This window comes from Gottfriedia sp. OAE603 (genome assembly GCF_040543965.1).
GTDB classification, from domain to species: domain Bacteria; phylum Bacillota; class Bacilli; order Bacillales; family Bacillaceae_G; genus Gottfriedia; species Gottfriedia solisilvae.
Genome location: NZ_JBEUNN010000001.1, coordinates 3,633,787 through 3,651,386 on the forward strand (window position 1 = coordinate 3,633,787; position 17,600 = coordinate 3,651,386).

15 protein-coding genes and 1 pseudogene are annotated in these 17,600 nt (G+C 31.0%); 5 read left to right on the top strand and 11 right to left on the bottom strand.

Translation table 11 applies throughout. From position 1 onward, the window contains the following. Nucleotides 1–38: 38 nt before the first annotated feature. Nucleotides 39–971, top strand: coding sequence for a GDP-mannose 4,6-dehydratase (locus ABID96_RS18430; RefSeq protein WP_192603851.1), 933 nt, complete (start codon nt 39–41; stop codon nt 969–971). A gap of 50 nt (nt 972–1,021) precedes the next feature. On the opposite strand, the gene wecB is transcribed toward ABID96_RS18430, so the two are convergent. The 8 genes and pseudogenes from wecB to ABID96_RS20855 form a co-directional block, all read right to left on the bottom strand. Next, entirely contained in the window at nt 1,022–2,137 is a 1,116-nt protein-coding gene (wecB, locus tag ABID96_RS18435; RefSeq protein WP_192603850.1) for a non-hydrolyzing UDP-N-acetylglucosamine 2-epimerase, read from the bottom strand. A 98-nt stretch (nt 2,138–2,235) separates the two neighbouring features. Next, the gene (tagU, locus tag ABID96_RS18440; protein WP_192603982.1) at nt 2,236–3,162 is read right to left on the bottom strand and encodes a polyisoprenyl-teichoic acid--peptidoglycan teichoic acid transferase TagU; all 927 of its coding nucleotides are present in this window, start codon (nt 3,160–3,162) and stop codon (nt 2,236–2,238) included. A 206-nt stretch (nt 3,163–3,368) separates the two neighbouring features. Continuing rightward, nucleotides 3,369–4,397 (bottom strand): DUF6270 domain-containing protein, encoded by a 1,029-nt coding sequence (locus tag ABID96_RS18445; RefSeq protein ID WP_192603849.1) that lies wholly within the window; start codon nt 4,395–4,397, stop codon nt 3,369–3,371. 16 nt (nt 4,398–4,413) lie between these two features. Then, nucleotides 4,414–5,379: a glycosyltransferase family 4 protein gene (locus ABID96_RS18450; RefSeq protein WP_192603848.1), complete on the bottom strand. Its 966-nt coding sequence runs from the start codon at nt 5,377–5,379 to the stop codon at nt 4,414–4,416. Nucleotides 5,380–5,391: 12 nt separating this feature from the next. Then, nucleotides 5,392–7,497: a CgeB family protein gene (locus ABID96_RS18455; RefSeq protein ID WP_377896991.1), complete on the bottom strand. Its 2,106-nt coding sequence runs from the start codon at nt 7,495–7,497 to the stop codon at nt 5,392–5,394. A gap of 9 nt (nt 7,498–7,506) precedes the next feature. Further along, on the bottom strand, nt 7,507–7,986 hold the full coding sequence (locus ABID96_RS18460) for a hypothetical protein (protein ID WP_192603847.1): 480 nt from the start codon (nt 7,984–7,986) through the stop codon (nt 7,507–7,509). A gap of 206 nt (nt 7,987–8,192) precedes the next feature. Next, complete coding sequence (locus ABID96_RS20850; protein WP_483301384.1) at nt 8,193–9,005, bottom strand: heparinase II/III domain-containing protein; 813 nt, start codon at nt 9,003–9,005, stop codon at nt 8,193–8,195. 78 nt (nt 9,006–9,083) lie between these two features. Next, nucleotides 9,084–10,022 (bottom strand): annotated as a pseudogene (locus tag ABID96_RS20855) (heparinase II/III family protein); the annotation flags it as partial. A 337-nt stretch (nt 10,023–10,359) separates the two neighbouring features. Between ABID96_RS20855 and ABID96_RS18470 the strand changes: the two are divergent. Further along, a complete protein-coding gene (locus ABID96_RS18470) occupies nt 10,360–10,506 on the top strand; it encodes a BH0509 family protein (RefSeq protein WP_088002071.1) in 147 nt (48 codons plus the stop codon). Between the two features lie 77 nt (nt 10,507–10,583). Here ABID96_RS18470 and ABID96_RS18475 read toward each other — a convergent pair whose 3' ends face one another. Together ABID96_RS18475 and ABID96_RS18480 are read right to left on the bottom strand one after the other, a co-directional pair. Continuing rightward, complete coding sequence (locus tag ABID96_RS18475) at nt 10,584–12,428, bottom strand: methyl-accepting chemotaxis protein (RefSeq protein WP_192603845.1); 1,845 nt, start codon at nt 12,426–12,428, stop codon at nt 10,584–10,586. A 162-nt stretch (nt 12,429–12,590) separates the two neighbouring features. Continuing rightward, the gene (locus tag ABID96_RS18480) at nt 12,591–13,277 is read right to left on the bottom strand and encodes a winged helix-turn-helix domain-containing protein (RefSeq protein WP_192603844.1); all 687 of its coding nucleotides are present in this window, start codon (nt 13,275–13,277) and stop codon (nt 12,591–12,593) included. A 203-nt stretch (nt 13,278–13,480) separates the two neighbouring features. Here ABID96_RS18480 and ABID96_RS18485 point away from each other — a divergent pair, with 203 nt between their 5' ends. From ABID96_RS18485 to pstA, 3 genes are all read left to right on the top strand, one after another. Further along, nucleotides 13,481–14,434: a PstS family phosphate ABC transporter substrate-binding protein gene (locus ABID96_RS18485; RefSeq protein WP_192603843.1), complete on the top strand. Its 954-nt coding sequence runs from the start codon at nt 13,481–13,483 to the stop codon at nt 14,432–14,434. Between the two features lie 83 nt (nt 14,435–14,517). After that, nucleotides 14,518–15,462: a phosphate ABC transporter permease subunit PstC gene (gene pstC, locus ABID96_RS18490; protein WP_192603842.1), complete on the top strand. Its 945-nt coding sequence runs from the start codon at nt 14,518–14,520 to the stop codon at nt 15,460–15,462. A gap of 2 nt (nt 15,463–15,464) precedes the next feature. After that, the gene (gene pstA, locus ABID96_RS18495) at nt 15,465–16,343 is read left to right on the top strand and encodes a phosphate ABC transporter permease PstA (protein WP_192603841.1); all 879 of its coding nucleotides are present in this window, start codon (nt 15,465–15,467) and stop codon (nt 16,341–16,343) included. A 70-nt stretch (nt 16,344–16,413) separates the two neighbouring features. Here the strand turns inward: pstA and ABID96_RS18500 are convergent, their stop codons facing one another. Continuing rightward, nucleotides 16,414–17,391, bottom strand: coding sequence for a phosphotransferase enzyme family protein (locus tag ABID96_RS18500; protein WP_192603840.1), 978 nt, complete (start codon nt 17,389–17,391; stop codon nt 16,414–16,416). Nucleotides 17,392–17,600 lie beyond the last annotated feature (209 nt).

Here is a 17,600-nt window from a genome sequence, read left to right on the forward strand (position 1 = left end):
TACATAAATTGCAGCAAGTTAATTAGAGGAGATTCATTATGAAAAAAGTAGTTGTTACTGGTGGAGCTGGCTTTATCGGTTCTAACTTAGTACAAGCATATAAATCCCATGGATTTGAAGTAATAGTTGTGGATAATTTAACAACTGGCAAATTAGAAAATATACCAAATGACATAAAGTTCTATGAGATGGATATTCGTAACCCACAGTTTATAGAAATCATCTTGAAAGAACAACCGGATATCATAAATCATCATGCAGCACAAATTGACGTACAGTTCTCTATTCAAAATCCAATTGAAGATGCAAGTATCAATATCCTTGGTACGATTAACGTCCTTGAGTCATTAAGACAATTAAAAGAAATTAAAAACTGCAATTTAATTTACGCTTCTTCTGCAGCTGCTTATGGGAATCCATCGTATCTAGGAGTGGACGAAAAACATTCAACCAACCCAATTTCATTTTATGGCTCATCTAAACTATCACCAGAAATGTATATCAAAATATTTCATGATTTATATGCAATTCCATACTCCATTTTCCGATATGCGAATGTTTACGGTATTGGACAAGACCCTAAAGGTGAAGGTGGCGTCATCAGTATATTAGTCGATCGGATTGTAAACAATTCTCTTTTTACCTTATATGGTGATGGAGAACAAACAAGAGACTTCATATTCGTCCAGGATATCGTTAATGCAAATCTGATTGCTAGCGAGCATCCAATTAACGATACATGCAATATTAGTACAAATATACCGACTACCCTACATGATTTAATAAGAGTCGCTGAGGATGTCATTGAACGTAAAATTGAAATCGAATATGAAGAAGAACGACCTGGTGACATCAAATATAGTTATTTAACTTGTCAAAAAGCTGAATCACTTTTGTCATGGAAACCAAAATACACATTGCATGAAGGATTAAAAGCAACGATCAACCATTATAATAGTAGAAAAAAATAAAAAACAGGACATTGTCTACTCAATGTCCTGTTTTTTTACAGCTACACGTGTTACTTACTATAGTTTTTTAAGATTGCTTCTACGATGCGACGAGATGCCTCACCGTCTCCATATGGGTTAGATGCTTTTGACATTTTCGCATGTGCTTCACTATCTGAAAGAAGTTCGTCAGCTAAAGAGAAAATAACCTCTTCATCAGTTCCTGCAAGTTTTAATGTTCCAGCTTCGATACCTTCTGGACGTTCTGTCGTATCACGTAATACTAAAACAGGTACGCCTAATGAAGGTGCTTCTTCTTGAACACCACCTGAATCAGTTAAGATTAAATGAGATCTAGAAGCAAAATTGTGGAAATCAATTACATCTAATGGCTCGATTAAATGAATGCGCCCGTCTTCACCTAAGATTTCATTTGCAATTTCACGAACAACTGGATTCATATGAACTGGATAAACAACTTGAATGTCATTATGTTTTTCAACAAGGCGTTTAATTGCCTTAAACATATTACGCATTGGCTCTCCAAGGTTCTCACGACGATGAGCCGTCATTAATACTAAACGATCGTTTCCAACCGTATCAAGTACTGGATGTGAATACTCATCTTTTACTGTTGTTTTTAAAGCATCAATTGCAGTGTTACCAGTAATATATATTGTTTCTTCTTTTTTATTTTCTGCAATTAAGTTTTGTGCAGATTTAGTTGTCGGAGCAAAGTGTAAATCTGCCATTACGCCTGTTAATTGACGATTCATTTCCTCTGGGTACGGTGAGTATTTATCCCAAGTACGTAAACCAGCTTCCACATGACCAATCGCGATTTGATTATAAAACGCAGCAAGACTAGCAATAAAAGTTGTAGTCGTGTCACCATGTACTAAAACGATATCTGGCTTCACTTCTTGCATGATTTTATTTAATCCTTCTAATCCGCGAGTTGTTACGTCAATTAATGTTTGACGGTCCTTCATGATGTTTAAATCATAATCAGGTGTTATTTCAAAAATTTCTAGTACTTGATCAAGCATTTGACGATGCTGAGCAGTTACTGTCACAATTGATTCGATTTGTTCGGGATATTTTGCTAACTCAAGAACAAGTGGGGCCATTTTAATTGCCTCTGGTCTTGTCCCAAAAATTGTCATTACTTTTACTGTCATGTTCATTCTCCTTTTATGCAAAGAGTAAGTATTATGTAGTATATACTTACCTATCATAACTTACTTTGTTAAAAAATTACATTTTAAAAAAATTTTGTCTATTTTTATTCCTCATTATTACCAACAGATAAGTCTAAATGATTTCTAAGTTCCGCTATTACATAGTTACGTTCTTCATCTGGCACTTGTAAATAATAAATACCATCAATCTTAGTTCCCTTACCAGTAATTTGAATTTTATCAATATTACTTGCGGCCTCACGATAATCTTGTTGTATTGAAACCATTTCATTAAACGTTAAATTTGTAACGACATTCTCTTCAATTGCTTTTAAGATGTCTTGATAATTCCCTAAAGAAGATACACTTGCACCTTTTTTAATAACTGCTTCGATAACAAGACGTTGTCTTAATTGACGTCCAAAATCACCACGAGGGTCCATTTTCCTCATTCGTGCGAAGCTCAATGCTTCTTTCCCATTTAAGTGGATTGCACCTTTTTTAAAGTGAGTATTTTCGTACGTAAAATCTAAATCATTTACAACATCCACGCCATCTACTGCGTCTACAATGTCTCTAAACCCTTCCATATTAACTTCTAAATAGTAATCGATTGGTACATTTAAGAAATTTTCGACAGAATCTACCGTCATTTGTACTCCACCGAATGCATAAGCATGGTTTAATTTGTCTTGTTTCCCTTTACCAACGATTTCAGTTCGAGTGTCACGTGGAATACTTACCATCTTAGTCGTTTTCTTTTCTGGGTTAACTGTCAATAAGATCATAGAATCAGAACGGCCTTTATCACCTTTACGATGGTCTACACCCATTAATAGTATTGAAAAAGGTTGCTTCTTTTGAACACTAACTACCTCTTTACGTTTATCTGTTTTCTCTATATCCTTGTGAATTTTCTTTGATGTATTGTTAACATTATTGTAAATTGAGTAAGCATATATACCTACTCCAGCTGTAATAACAACTAAAATCAGTAAAAGACTTAATAACACTTTTTTAATTGTCGACATCTTTTTTTTCGAATGTTTTTCTTTTCTAGACAAGATGATTCTCCTTAAATTAAAATAATTTTAATATTTTGAACTATTGTCATTAACAATATTTTACTTTATCTGTCATAATCTGCATACTTTTATCTACAAAATTTAAAGTTATCAGATAAAATAAAACAACTCAATAAAATACGGTCATACACAATAGTACGACCGTATTGTAATTAAATCTTAATTTTATATTGAAAGTATTTAACGTTATCCAAATGTATCGGATCCCTTAAAAATATCACAATCTCGTATTCACCCTTTTGTGTTGGGTGATAATTCAATATTCTATTTGTCCCATACCATTGCTGATATAAGACTTCATTATTAAACTTTACATAATAAGCGATAGATAATTCTTCAAAATTTATATTTAGATCAACATTGTTTAGTTTATGAACAAACAAATCATTTTCATAAAGAACAACACTATCCTTCAGAATCACATCAAAAATGTCAGTTAAGTTTTTAGAATCCACTTCCTTAAAGATATGATCTAATTTTTGTAAGAATATTTCATAGTATTTATCTTCAAAATGATAAGGACTAAGTCCCCATCTATGGTCTACCGAACAATACAATTCTTCATTCGTCATATCTAGTACTATCATTTCATTAAAGTTTTCTTCAATAAATTGATAGTAATAATGTAAATATTTATTTTGTTTTTCAATTTGTTGTAGCTGATTCGAAAATTCACTAATCATTCCATCTTCATTTATATACTTTGTTTTCCATGCACCTTTGTGAATGATGATTTTATGAGCAGGAATATATTCTAATATAGTGTCGAAAAAAGCCTTAGCACTTTTTTCCCAAGTACTTAGTAAGTCTTCGTTTCGTACAATTTCTGTAAAATCATATTCATCGATTAGTCCTGACGCAACTAATTCATTTGATTTTGTAATGATACTATCATTTAATTTTAGTAAATTAAAACGTTCATCGATGAAATCAATCAGTATAAAATCAAATTTACTTTCACTTATTATTTGGAAAAAACTTTTTTCTATATCTTGTACAACACATTTTTTCTGAAAAGCAGATGTTAATTTGATTTTAGATTTATCTATTAGCAATGATTTAGACATCAAACTGATTAATGAAGTCCTAGCAAAGTAATGTGGAATTACATACTGATCGTTACTAAAATTAAATGCATCTCTTGTAATACAACTACCTAAAATAATTACATTCTTTTTCAAAGAGTTCGCCTACTTTTCATTTTTCAAGGAAAATATTCATCATTTGATTACACATATTAGTTAACGAGTAATTTTCCTTTACAAATGTTTTTAAATTATTATTAGTTGAGAAGTCATTTTCAGAAATGAAATTTATTGAATCTTCAATCGTCTCGAAAATATAATCTTTCGGGAAAACAACGTTTACACCTTCTCTTTTTAGTACCACTGGAAAAGCACCAGAAGCCATTCCTTCTATTGGAGCCATATGGAAACTTTCATAATCACTCACTGAAAGTACATATCCAATCTGTTTTAACCAGCTTGTTACATCTCCCCAACCTTCAAAATGCACGTTCTTTTTGAAGGGAGAGTTTTCTATCTTTCGAAACACTTCTTCATAAAACTCACGTTCAGCTTGATTATTCCAAACCCAACCGAATTCTTTTGGGTGTTTCCCTTTAATATATAATTGATATTTATTATTTCTTCTATATAATTCTTCAAAGATCTCGATTGCTCTATCTAATCGCTTTAATTTAGGAACAATTCCAATTATTCCTATGTTGTATTTAGCTTTTGATGATTTAACTTTCTCAAACTTTTCAGTTTGTACCCCGTTATATATAACCGTCATTTTTTCTCTAGGAATACTTGCAACACGATGAAACTCTTCATAAACATAAGGAGAAATAGCAATTATTTTATCAATTTTGTGATAATCAAATTGACTTGGATAAATTGTATTCATTTCAAATCTATGCATTCTTACAATTAACTTTTGATGTGGTTTTTTATGTTTTTGATACCACACAACATTGCCTAGGCCCCACTCACAAAAAAGAATATCAGCCCATTCGACTATTTCCAAGCTGGCTTGCTCGTCTTTAATCTCATGACCTTCCCATTTATCAATTTTCACCGACATATTTGGTGAGTGTTTAAAAAATTCTATAGCATCATTTAAAAATTTTAAATCATGCCCAATAAATGCTATTTTCATCCAAAATTACTCCTATATATTTATCTCGTCCAAAGTTTTTTTTGAAACATTACGTTTCTCTGCAAAGTTAAATTGATCAATATTAAAAAATCTCACACCATATTTAAACCAGTGTTTAAAATCACTATCGTTTTCTAAAGAGTTAATAAACATTTTAGGATTTATTAACTTTAATGATGTTTTGTTAATTAATGATGAATTAAATAAACCATTTGTTACAAAAGTATATGGTTGTCCATGATTTTTAACAATAATAGCATCATCAATATAAGTGGTCGTTAAATACAAATCTTTTAAATAATTTTCACCGTAATGATGACCGTATTGAACAGGAGCAACATGTGACGTATCAATTATTTGACCAATGTTTGAATAATGATGGATGTAATCAATTAAGAATGATTTAACTTGTCCATTATTATTTTTATTGAAAATCTCTAAATAGCCATCAAATATATCTAATAGTATGACTAACTTTTTATTTTCTAAAGATTGTTTATTAAAGATTGTCATCAGATTCTGATAATCCTCTTTACTTCTAACAATACCAATCATCGCTACTGAATCATCGCTCTTAGTATATGCAAAACCGATATCATCTAACATAGTTTGAATACGATTTTTATAGGTGTGATTTTCTAGTACATGGCGAAGTGATAATAGACGATTTTGATTAAAGAATTGCTCATCTTCAAAATAACGACTTATGATATCTTTCAATTCATCATAATTCGAAGAAGCAACAACTAAATCGCCAAACATATTATTTATTCCAAGTGATTCCGAACTAACAACAGGTGTATTACTAGCTAGTAATTCAAACACCCTTCTTGCAAACATTGTAGGTGAATCAATAATACTATTCACATTTAAAGCAATTTTATAGCCTTTATACGCTAAATCTATTTCATCACCTTTAAGTGTTCCAACAATGTGCTTTTTAAATTCTAATGGGAATTGGTTAGGAGAACTCGGGTTATTATAGTTTCGATCATAAATATCGATCCCATATTTACCTGAAATGCTAATCATATTATCCATAGCTTTTGTTCGTTCAGGGAATTTATCACCATAATATGCCCCAGCAAAAACTACTTTTTCAATTCTTTCAAATGATTCGATTGGATTGTGGTATTTTGGTTGTGCTGCAAATGGGAAAGAATATACATTCATTAACCCTTCTTGCTTATATAATTCTACTGAGTTTTGATCTGTCGTAAATACATAATCAAAATGTAAAGCTGTATTGATAAAAGCACTAAAATGGAATGGGTCCTCTTTATTCCAAAAGATTGTAGGAATATTATTTTCTTTGCACCAATAAACCAAATTAAGTAATTCTGAATTATCTCTCGGACCGCCAGTCCCAACTTTATTAGTCCAACTTCCATTATTACCTAACCATGCAGACTCACAAAAAAAGAGATCAGGTTGATTACTTTTTAGCTCTTCATACCAGTTCTCAGGTTTAATTTTCATAATATTAAATTCTGGTTCAAAACATCTTGTCGTAAATTCGTCAGCAATGAATGCTACATTTAAATCTTTAATTTTTTTCTTCTTTTTGCTTACATTCGATTTATGTTTCAGACTGGGCTTCTCTGCTAAGAACGTAATACTTTGCAGATTAAATTTACCTTTTCCACTAATTCTAATTGCTACCTTAATGTGATCGATATTATCTAAGACAATATTTTTCATATTGATTGTTTTATCAAATCTTGCTTTCGAAACATATCTAACACCATCTTTATAGATAGCAATGATATTAATTTCTACATTACATTTACCTTCAACGATTCCTATTGTTTTAATATGTCTATTTTTAACACTATTAGATACTAAAAAATCTAGCATTCTATCAATCTTGTCAGTATTTTTTAGGAACATATATTTAAACTCGTCATTTTTTAAAGTAGATGTAAACTGAACTCCTGTATCAGTTTTATCAACAGTTATGTTTTTTTCATTTGAAAAATCAGTTTTATCAAATACAAATTGTTCAAAAAAGTTAAAACTAATCCCTTTATAATCTGAATTCAAGTTATTTAATAAAATCTTCGAATTTTTCTTCAGTTCACCAAGACTGTTTAAATGTCTATCAATAAGTTCATTCAATCTATTCACCTACTTTTTAATTTTTCTACGCATGTCCCAATATTTAATGACAATATTTCCGAGCTTAGATTTCTTTAATTTATTGTATTTTTCATTTATTTTTTTTAATTCTTTTGTTTGTTTTATAATACTAGCTTGATAGTTTTCATTTTTCATTTCTAAATTGGAAATGACTTGATTAACTTCTAATAAAAACTCTTCTTGTTTAATAATGGTTTCTATATTTTGCAAAATATTTAATTCAAGGTCGTTTTCTAGTATTAGTATAGTGTTTTGCAAATCTACGATTTTATTTTCTAATAATTTTATTTCTGTTTCTTTAAAATTGATTTGCTTTAGCAAATCTTCTTTAACAGGTAAGTTATTTTGTTTTAACTTTTCTGTTAACATTTCACTACTTAAATTACTGACAACTACTTCTTTTAAATGATTTTTATTAATAGAAAGAGTGATATTATCTGTGTTACTCATGCTGCTAACTTCTCCCATTGTGTCACTCCTTATTCTTAGATATATATATAATTAAATGAGTTTATTCAATTTCTAATAAAGCCTTAATAAATAATAACATATCATTTTACCTATATCGAGATAATATTTATAAAAACGAACATGATAATATAACCAAAAAATGAATATGAGATTTTACCTACTTGAACAAATAAAAAAACTCACCATAATGGTGAGTTTTTTATTTAGTATAAATTTACTTTAATTATTTTATTTGTGCCGTCTTTAAAACGTAAATCGAAATTTAAAAAATTATTATCTCCCGTAACATAAAAATTACTAATTCCTTTACCATTTTCCGCATTCAAAATCGTTCTAAAATTAGCAACTTTATCTTTTGTAGAAAAACGTATTTGTTGAATTGGAATAGCTTTATTAAACACATTTGATTTATAACCCGCCAGTGGATTCTTAGATCCAATATATGACTGATATGTTGATTTATTGTCTAAATTGATGAGTTCAATCTGATTATTTTCAATTTTACTTGAAAGTAGAAATTGATTTTGAGCCTTCTGACTGAAATTCACATTTTCTCCAACATTAAATACTTTTGTATATGTATGTATCTTTTTTGAATTCATTTTGTCAAAAATTAAAATAGAATCTGTATTTTTCACATATAACATCACTCTGTTAATTGTAACTCCAGGATACAATTCATGTTTACCTACAACATATGAATAGTCGCTTTCTATATCTCCGTTTTGAATAACTGCTTGACCTATGTTCTCTTTCTTTATTTCATATGATTTATTATCAACAGTAATTGTATTATGGGCATACGTACTCGTCATATATTTTCGCATTGAATCATTTAATTCATAGTTGTATAAACCTGAATCAACGAAAAATTCAGTTTTACCTTTCATAAAAATGAATGATAGGTCATCTGCGTGTTTATGTACTGTTGAATGAAAAGCAGAAACAAAAAATAAATAAGATTGAAAATGATTTGATTCATTTCTAAAAACACTGATTCCGCTCTCTTTATACAATATATCTGTATATGGATTTGTTCCAATTGAACCATTTGATGCTAAGAATTTTAATTTATAGCCTCTTATATCATTTATATTATTATTAACAACATAACTATTTTTTGAATCACCATAAAGAGGAATCGTACCATTAGGCTGCAGAAGTGTTGCAAGTGAATCCTCTAACATGCCAATCTTATCTTCAACAAAAATCTTTGTATACTCTAAATCATCCAAAAGAGGCGAAATTTGTTTCAATAAATCCAGTACCACTATTTGATAACTGATACTATGCTCGTTAGTCACCCCTTCTTTTGTAATCAGTTTCTCGATATGTCTAATCAGTCTGTTCGTTGCAGTATCGTACCAAACTTTACTTTTCGATAATTCAGGGAAAAGTTTTGCAATTTCTAATAATGCTTGATCCTGGAAAATCCCGTGATTTGACTCCCAAACATAATTTTTTTGATCAGCTAAATAATTACCATGTTGTTCAATTAGAGACAAAACTTCATTATAAAATTTCTTATTATATATAGAAGAGTTTTGATATAGCTTTTCAAATTGAATTAAATAAACTGTCCTAATCGGTGTGCTATTTGTATACCATGCCCAAGGACTAGCAGCTTTTTTGGGATTTCCATTGTATTTCTTCCAACTACTAATAATTGATTCGGACTTTTTTAAATACTTAACATCATTTGTATACTCGTAGGCACTCAATAAATAACCAACATGCTCAAGACTGTGGAAAAATAGTTGCCATGTTCGATTATTATATGGGTTTTCCTTCCATGTTAAATCTTTTTGTAATTGATATACCGGGAATTGATTCCCTAAATAGATTTTATTCTCTAAAATTTGATTTGCATATGTAACAACTGTTTTTGATGGTTTTATTCTTTCTATGTATTTTATTGGTTCAGTAGTATTTTTCGATATTTCATTAGCTTTTAATGGCAAAGAGCCTGTCAATGAGATAATTGTAAAATAACTAATTAAGAACACGACCACTAACTTTTTTAATATCCCCATTTTTTCAACCCTTTCATCATTTCCTTATATGAGAATATCTCTACAATTCCATTAAAATTAACATGAAAGAAAGAAATACCTTTAAACTTATATCGTACCGACTATTGTACTTTACATAATTAATTTGGACTAATTCTCTGTTCACATTAACTTTATATATCTTTAAACGAAATTTAATGGAAATCAATTCTTTTGTAACGATTAAAATTTTTTATTTATTTTGATAAATTCTCCTAGCACTTTTTGAGTATTCTGTTATATAATAATTAGTAATTAAATATACTGTATTAATACAGAATAGGAAACAGAAAGAACAAAATAATAAGGAGTGTTGACAATGAGTAGAGAAGAGCGTAAAAACATGGTTCGTTTTTTAGAGCAAGCGAGAGGGCTATCATCTGAGGATTTAGTATTTATGACAGATGCAGATTTAGAACATATTTATAACTCAACTTACACATATATGTTACACCACGCGGAATAATAAATATTCATATAAAAACTAGGTAGATCCTGCAGCAGGATCTACCTAGTTTTTATTTAGGTTCTTCTAATAACCTTTTATTTTACAATAAACTTCTTTGTTAATGCTGTAAGAGACAGTGCTACTGTATTTAATTGCTGACTATTATTAAAGGTTAATTGCATTCGTTTCATTTGCTCATCTGAAGTATTCAACATTTCTTCAGCACTTGCTAATGTTTGTTGTGAAATTGAACCAAAATGTAATGTTGTTTCTTCCATTAAAGGAATTGTGTCTTTTAATTTTGATAGTTCCGTATGCATTTTTTCAATTTTATAGTTTATATCAGTAATTGTTGTTAATAAAGAATTAAATGCTAATCGAGATGCTTCAACTGTTTCTGTACTATTTTCTGTATCAATTGCAAGTAGATTAAATTCTTTTGTTGCATTTGACATCATATTGTTCATATTTGTTACTGATTCGGAAATATCCTCAGTAGCAGTTGAACACTGGCTAGCGAGATTTTGAACCTCACGTGCAACAACAGCGAAGCCTTTACCTGCATCCCCTGCTCTCGCTGCTTCAATTGAGGCATTTAATGCTAATAATTTCGTTTGATCTGCAATTGAACGAATCCATGTTACTACTTTTGTAATTTGCGAGCTATACCCAGAAACCTCATGAATCGTGCCGGCTACTTGCTTACACTTTTGTTGAATGTGTTGGAATGATTTTAATAATTCAGCTACATTTTCTTCGCCTTTTATGGCTGAATGATTCATATTCTTCGATGCATCCATTACTTTTTCCATTGTTTGTAATACACTAGAAGATTCGTCTTTCATATGAAGAAACATATTGCTATTATTAGTCGAACTAGCTGCCGTCTCTTCTGCACCCATTTTTACAATATTCATTGTTTCTAAAGAAGCCTTCGTATATTGAAATGAATGCTTTGCTGTATGTTGTAGCTCTTTACTAGTAGTCACTAAAGAAACTGTTGTAGCATCTATATTCGAAAGCATTTGACGCATTTGTTCAATCATACTTTTAAAGCTTTTTGTTAATGAAACGATTTCCGGGATATTTGAGTTAGTATCTACTTCAATCGTTAAATCTCCTGTTCGAACGACCCTCATTACATCCCTTAATTTTTCCAATGGCTTTATGATACTTCTCACTGCAAAGTATGTCATAACGATTGTCATCAAAATACAAATCAAAATTGACAACATAAAGATGTTTTTCATATCATCTAACATCCACATAAACGAACGATCATCAATTACAACTGCATAATATCCCTTTAGCTCACTAAGTTTTTCGAACGCATATGTATAAGACACTTCATGAAAATTTGTTTGGCCAACACCATGTTGACTTTTTTGAATCTCTTTCATTGCTTTATCAAGTATTTTTACGTCGCTATGTAAGTTGGCTTTATATGCCTTCACTTCTTTCGTTTCTTCTGATACAAAAAACGCTGATGCTTTTAATCCGTCTTGAGATAAATTTGCCATTTGATTCTTTACAACATTATTAATAGCTTTTTCAAAACCTTTCTCATCGCCAATATATCTATATTGAAGACTTTGAGAGATTTCTTTCATAATAGAAGCTTCTCGCTCAATTCTGCTATTCATTGTAGTAATAGTTGTTTCCTTGGCTTTTTGATAAGAAATAAAAGATACGACAGACATAGATAAAGTAATTAAAACAACAGTAAATAAAACTAAACGAGACTGAAGTGTAAATCGTTCAACAATCTTCTTTTTACGATTACTACTATCTTCCTTTTCTGTTCTTTGTTCATTCTCTTTTTTCACAATAACTTTTCTAAAAAAACTAAACAATGCTTCTTTTATTTTACGATTATCTTTTTTGTTTTGGTCTCGTTGAATGAATCTCTTTATAGTGTTTTTTACTGCGTCATTTTTCACCAATTCACACCACATTTCCTAATTTTATTACATAAACTCCTAATTTAAAGTATAATTTGACAATATTTACCTTATATAAATAAAGTGTAAAGTTAATGTGAATTTCAAAAAAAATGCCCCTATATATAGGAGCATTTTTTACTGGCTTATATACGAGCCCTTTCAATTAGAATAAACAGGCTCAAATCGATATCCTTTTCCTTTTATTGTTCTTATATATTTAGGAAAATTCGGGAGTTCTTCAATTTTAGATCGTAAACCATGGATATAAATATCAATCAGCCTTTTATTTTTATATACTGAGATGACTTCCATTAATTCTTCTCTAGTCACAATACGCCCTGCTTTTTTCACTAAATAGATCAAGATCGCAAATTCACTTGCATTTATGTCGACTCTATTTTTACTTCTATAAACTTCTTCTCTATTTACATAAATAGAAATGTTTCCAACATGTATAATTGTTTCTTTTTCTTCTATTTTATCTTGATAGCTCCTGCGCATAACAGCTTTAATTCTAGCTGATAAATCTCTAGGATGGATTGGATACTTAACATATTCATCTGCACCTGCTTCCATGCAAATTGCCGCTTCGAAAGTATCATATTGTTCTACTAATAATATAATGGGAACATTTGTGATCCGTCTGATTCTTAAAATCATAGGTATAAATTCATCTAAAACACGGCTTTTCTTTAAAATAAGACATCCCTTTAAAAATCCTAAATGTACCTCTTCTTTAAACTCCCTATATGGATAGGTACTTATTTTATACAAGTCAAATTGGTTACTTTGCAAAAGCGCACTTTCAATTTCATTTTTTTCCTGAACGATGACAACCTGCTCCACGCTTTTTCAACCCCTACTATTTTTTTGGAATAAACTATATTTTTATTTTTACAGTCATTGTAATGAATTCTTTTATAAAAAGGGGGACATTCATTATACATTTACAAATTCTTTACGTTCAGTTAAAAGCTAGTTAACTTTTGTGGAATATAGTAGGAAATGTAAGAAATAACAAACAACCACTTTTAGGGGGAAAACTTAAAATGAAATTGATCAAAAAACCTTTACTAGTATTATCAGCAGCAGCTCTTCTTTCATTAGCAGCTTGTGGAAATACAGATAAAACTGAAAGCGCGTCAGGTAAAAAGTTATCTGGAGATATCTTAATTGATGGTTCGTCAACAGTTGCTCCTATTATGGAAGCAGTATCTGAAGAATATACAGCAGCTCAACCAGATGTACATGCATCAGTTGGTATCAGTGGTACTGGTGGAGGATTTGAGAAATTTACAAAAGGTGAAACTGACTTAAGTAATGCATCTCGTCCAATCAAAGATGAAGAAGCTGCAATTGCAAAGGAAAATAACATTGATTATATTCAATTAGAATTAGCTTACGACGGTTTATCAGTAGTAGTAAGTAAGGATAATGATTTTGTAGATAAATTAACTGTAGAAGAGTTAGCAAAAATGTGGGCAGTAGATTCAAAAGTAAAAACTTGGAACGATGTAAACCCTGCTTGGCCAAAAGAAGAAATTAAGTTCTTTAGCCCAGGTACTGAATCAGGAACATTTGACTACTTTAAAGAAGCAATCTTAGACAAAGGTGATGTTCGTAAAGATACTCAAATGTCAGAAGATGATAACGTTCTAGTTACTGGTGTAGCTGGTGAGAAAAATGCGATTGGATTCTTCGGTCATGCTTACTATGAAGAAAACAAAGATAAATTAAAAGTTGTACCAGTTGTAAATCCTGAAACTGGTGAAGCTGTTGAACCAACTGAAGAAACAATTAAAGACGGTTCTTATGCGCCACTTTCACGTGAAATCTTCACTTATGTAAATAAAAAATCTTTAGAGCGTGCAGAAGTAATTGATTACCTAAAATTCGCAAACGAAAACGTACCAACATTAGCTGAAGAAGTTGGTTATGTACCTTTAGAAGATGAAAAATACGAAGATAACCTTAAAAAGTTAGACGAAGCTGCAAAAAAATAATTAAATTTAACTGAATTTAAGAGAGGTAAGGACCCGGATGAAGCCTTACCTCTTTCATTCTTGAAATTAGGGGGTTTTTAAAAATGTTAGTAACAAAAAAGATTTCGCCTGTTCAACAAGCGATTGCTGCCAATAAAAAGAAAAAAGTTTCAATGGATACAATCTTAGAAAAATTAATGCCAAAACTATTTTTAGTTTGTGCACTTGTTGCGATCTTTACAACATTTGGTATTGTTTTCACCTTACTTGCAGAAACAGTTCACTTCTTTGAAAAAGTATCGATTGTTGAATTTTTAACAAGTAAAGAATGGCATCCAACATTATCTGATCCAGATTATGGAATTTTACCACTTATATCAGGTACTTTATTAACGTCACTTATTGCAACGATTGTTGCTGTACCGATTGGTTTAACGTCAGCTATTTATTTAAGTGAATATGCTTCAGATAAAACACGACGAACAATTAAACCAATTCTTGAGGTATTAGCAGGCGTACCAACTATTGTTTATGGTTTTTTTGCATTAACATTTGTTACACCAATTTTAAAAGAAATCATTCCAACATTAGGTATTTACAATGCTTTAAGTCCAGGTCTAGTAATCGGTATTATGATTATCCCTATGATTACCTCTTTATCCGAGGATGCAATGAGTTCTGTTCCAAATTCACTACGTGAAGGTGCATATGGCTTAGGTTCAACAAAACTTGAAGTTTCTTTAAAAGTTGTCTTACCTGCAGCTATGTCAGGTGTAATCGCATCTTTTGTACTTGGAATTTCTCGCGCAATTGGAGAAACAATGATCGTATCTGTAGCTGGTGGTGCAAACCCAATTCTATCGTTTGATCCTACAAAAGCAGTACAAACGATGACTGCATTTATTGCACAAGTCAGTCAAGGTGATGTAGGTTACGGTTCGATTGGTTACTACAGTATTTACGCAGTAGGTACAACATTATTCATCTTTACATTAGTGATGAACGTAATTGCACATTTTATCTCGAAACGATTTAAAGAGGAGGTATAATCATGAATTTCATCGATCACAATAAAGTTTCTGCTAAAATTGGTAACCGATTAATAAAAAATAAAATAAGCTCACAAATTTTCTTCTTATCTACTATGTTTGGCTTATTCGTATTAGCAGTTTTACTTTACAGAATTGGTAGTCAAGGATTTTCATTTATAACACCGGATTTCTTCACAAACTTTGCTTCTCGTATACCTGAACGAGCAGGGATTAAAGCTGCACTTTATGGAACGATGTGGTTAATGGCAGTAGTCATTCCTGTTTCATTAGTTTTAGGTGTCGGAACAGCAATTTATTTAGAAGAATATGCAAAGAAAAACTTTTTAACTCGTTTTATTCAATTAAACATCTCAAATTTAGCAGGTGTGCCATCTATCGTATTCGGTTTATTAGGATTAACAGTTTTTGTTCGTTTATTTGGATTTGAACGCAGTATTTTAGCTGGTGGATTAACAATGTCACTTGTCATTCTTCCTGTTATTGTTGTTTCATCACAAGAAGCAATTCGTTCGGTACCTAACCAATTACGTGAAGCTTCATTTGCATTAGGTAGTACAAAATGGAAAACGATCTATCGCATTGTCTTCCCAACTGCATTGCCAGGTATATTAACTGGAAGTATATTAGCATTCTCACGTGCAATTGGTGAAACTGCTCCACTATTAGTGATTGGAGCCCTTTCTTATGTTGCATTCGTACCAACTGATATCTTCTCAGGATTCACAGTTATGCCAATTCAAATCTACAACTGGACTTCTCGTCCACAAGAAGCATTCCAATTTGTTGCAGCTGCAGGAATCATCGTGCTACTTGTTATGTTAATTGTTATGAATGGTGTTGCTGTATGGATTCGTAATAAATTCCAAAACAGATTCTAAATTTGCTCCCCCAGCAATTTTATAAATAAATAAAAACTCGGAGTCAATAAACTGATTCCGAGTTTTTTTATTAACCTAAGTCTACAATCGTTTTTCCATTAATAATTCGTTCACGAATTTGTTCACAAAGTTCATTTACTCTCTGTGAATGTTCTTCTTTACCTTCATATTTCATTTTTAATACATAATATAAAACATGATCTCTGCACTTTAAAAATGCAGGAATTCGACTATACCACTCTTCTTCTAAAACAAACTCAGTTTCATATCCCTTTCTAAGGATATCTAATTGTTTTTTAGCGTATGCAGAATTCTCTTCATAAGACTTTTTGCTTCCCCAAGCAGTATAGTAAAGGACAATCGCAATATCCGAAATAAAATAATTATATTGTAAATCGTCAAAATCAAAGGCAGTGATTTCTCCTTCTTCATTTACAAAAAAATTATGAAAGTGTAAATCACTATGGATTAATCCATACGCATATGTTTGTCTTGGATAATGACTCATTTCTTCTAATAGCGCTTTTGTATGTGGACCTAATTCTTCATGATTTAACATCACTTGAAGGTATGCTTCTTCATCCCAAGATTCTCTTGCGTTTGTAACTGGATAATTAACAGTTAAAGCATGTAATTTCCCTAGCGTTTTCCCTAATCTAAACATTAAATCGTCATTCCAAACGTTGGGGTTTGTTCGATCAACTAATTTTCCATCAGCCCATTCAAACATTGCTGCAAAAAAGCTAGTTCCATCACTAGCAATATGCTCTTCTACCAAATTCCCATTAAGTGATAATAAAGAGCCCGCGGCATTTGCACCATTTTCTCTTACATATTTTAAAAAGGTAAGCTCGGCTTCAATTTCATTTTTTTGACGATGCGAGGAGTGAGTTAGTCGCAATACCCTAGCTACTCCATCTTTTGTATGACCTTTAAAAATATAGTTTTCAAAATCACCTACCGGCTTCTCATCTACCTTGATTCCGAACCCTGATGCAGCATTATGTAATATTTCTTTCGTAAAAACTCTTTCTACAGTATGTTCCATTGTTTAATCCTCCAAAAAAACCTACTTTATGACTACTTTAATTAGTTCTAAATAATTAGGCTATATCCCTTCATTTTTTCTCTTTATTTATCAGAAAGTAATTAAGAGAAGTTGATTGGAGCAGAGTGCTCGACTTCCTTGGGAGTAGCGGGACAGATGAGACTCCGGAGGCGTGCCGAGGAGTCTCATCGCACGCCCCACGAAAAGCG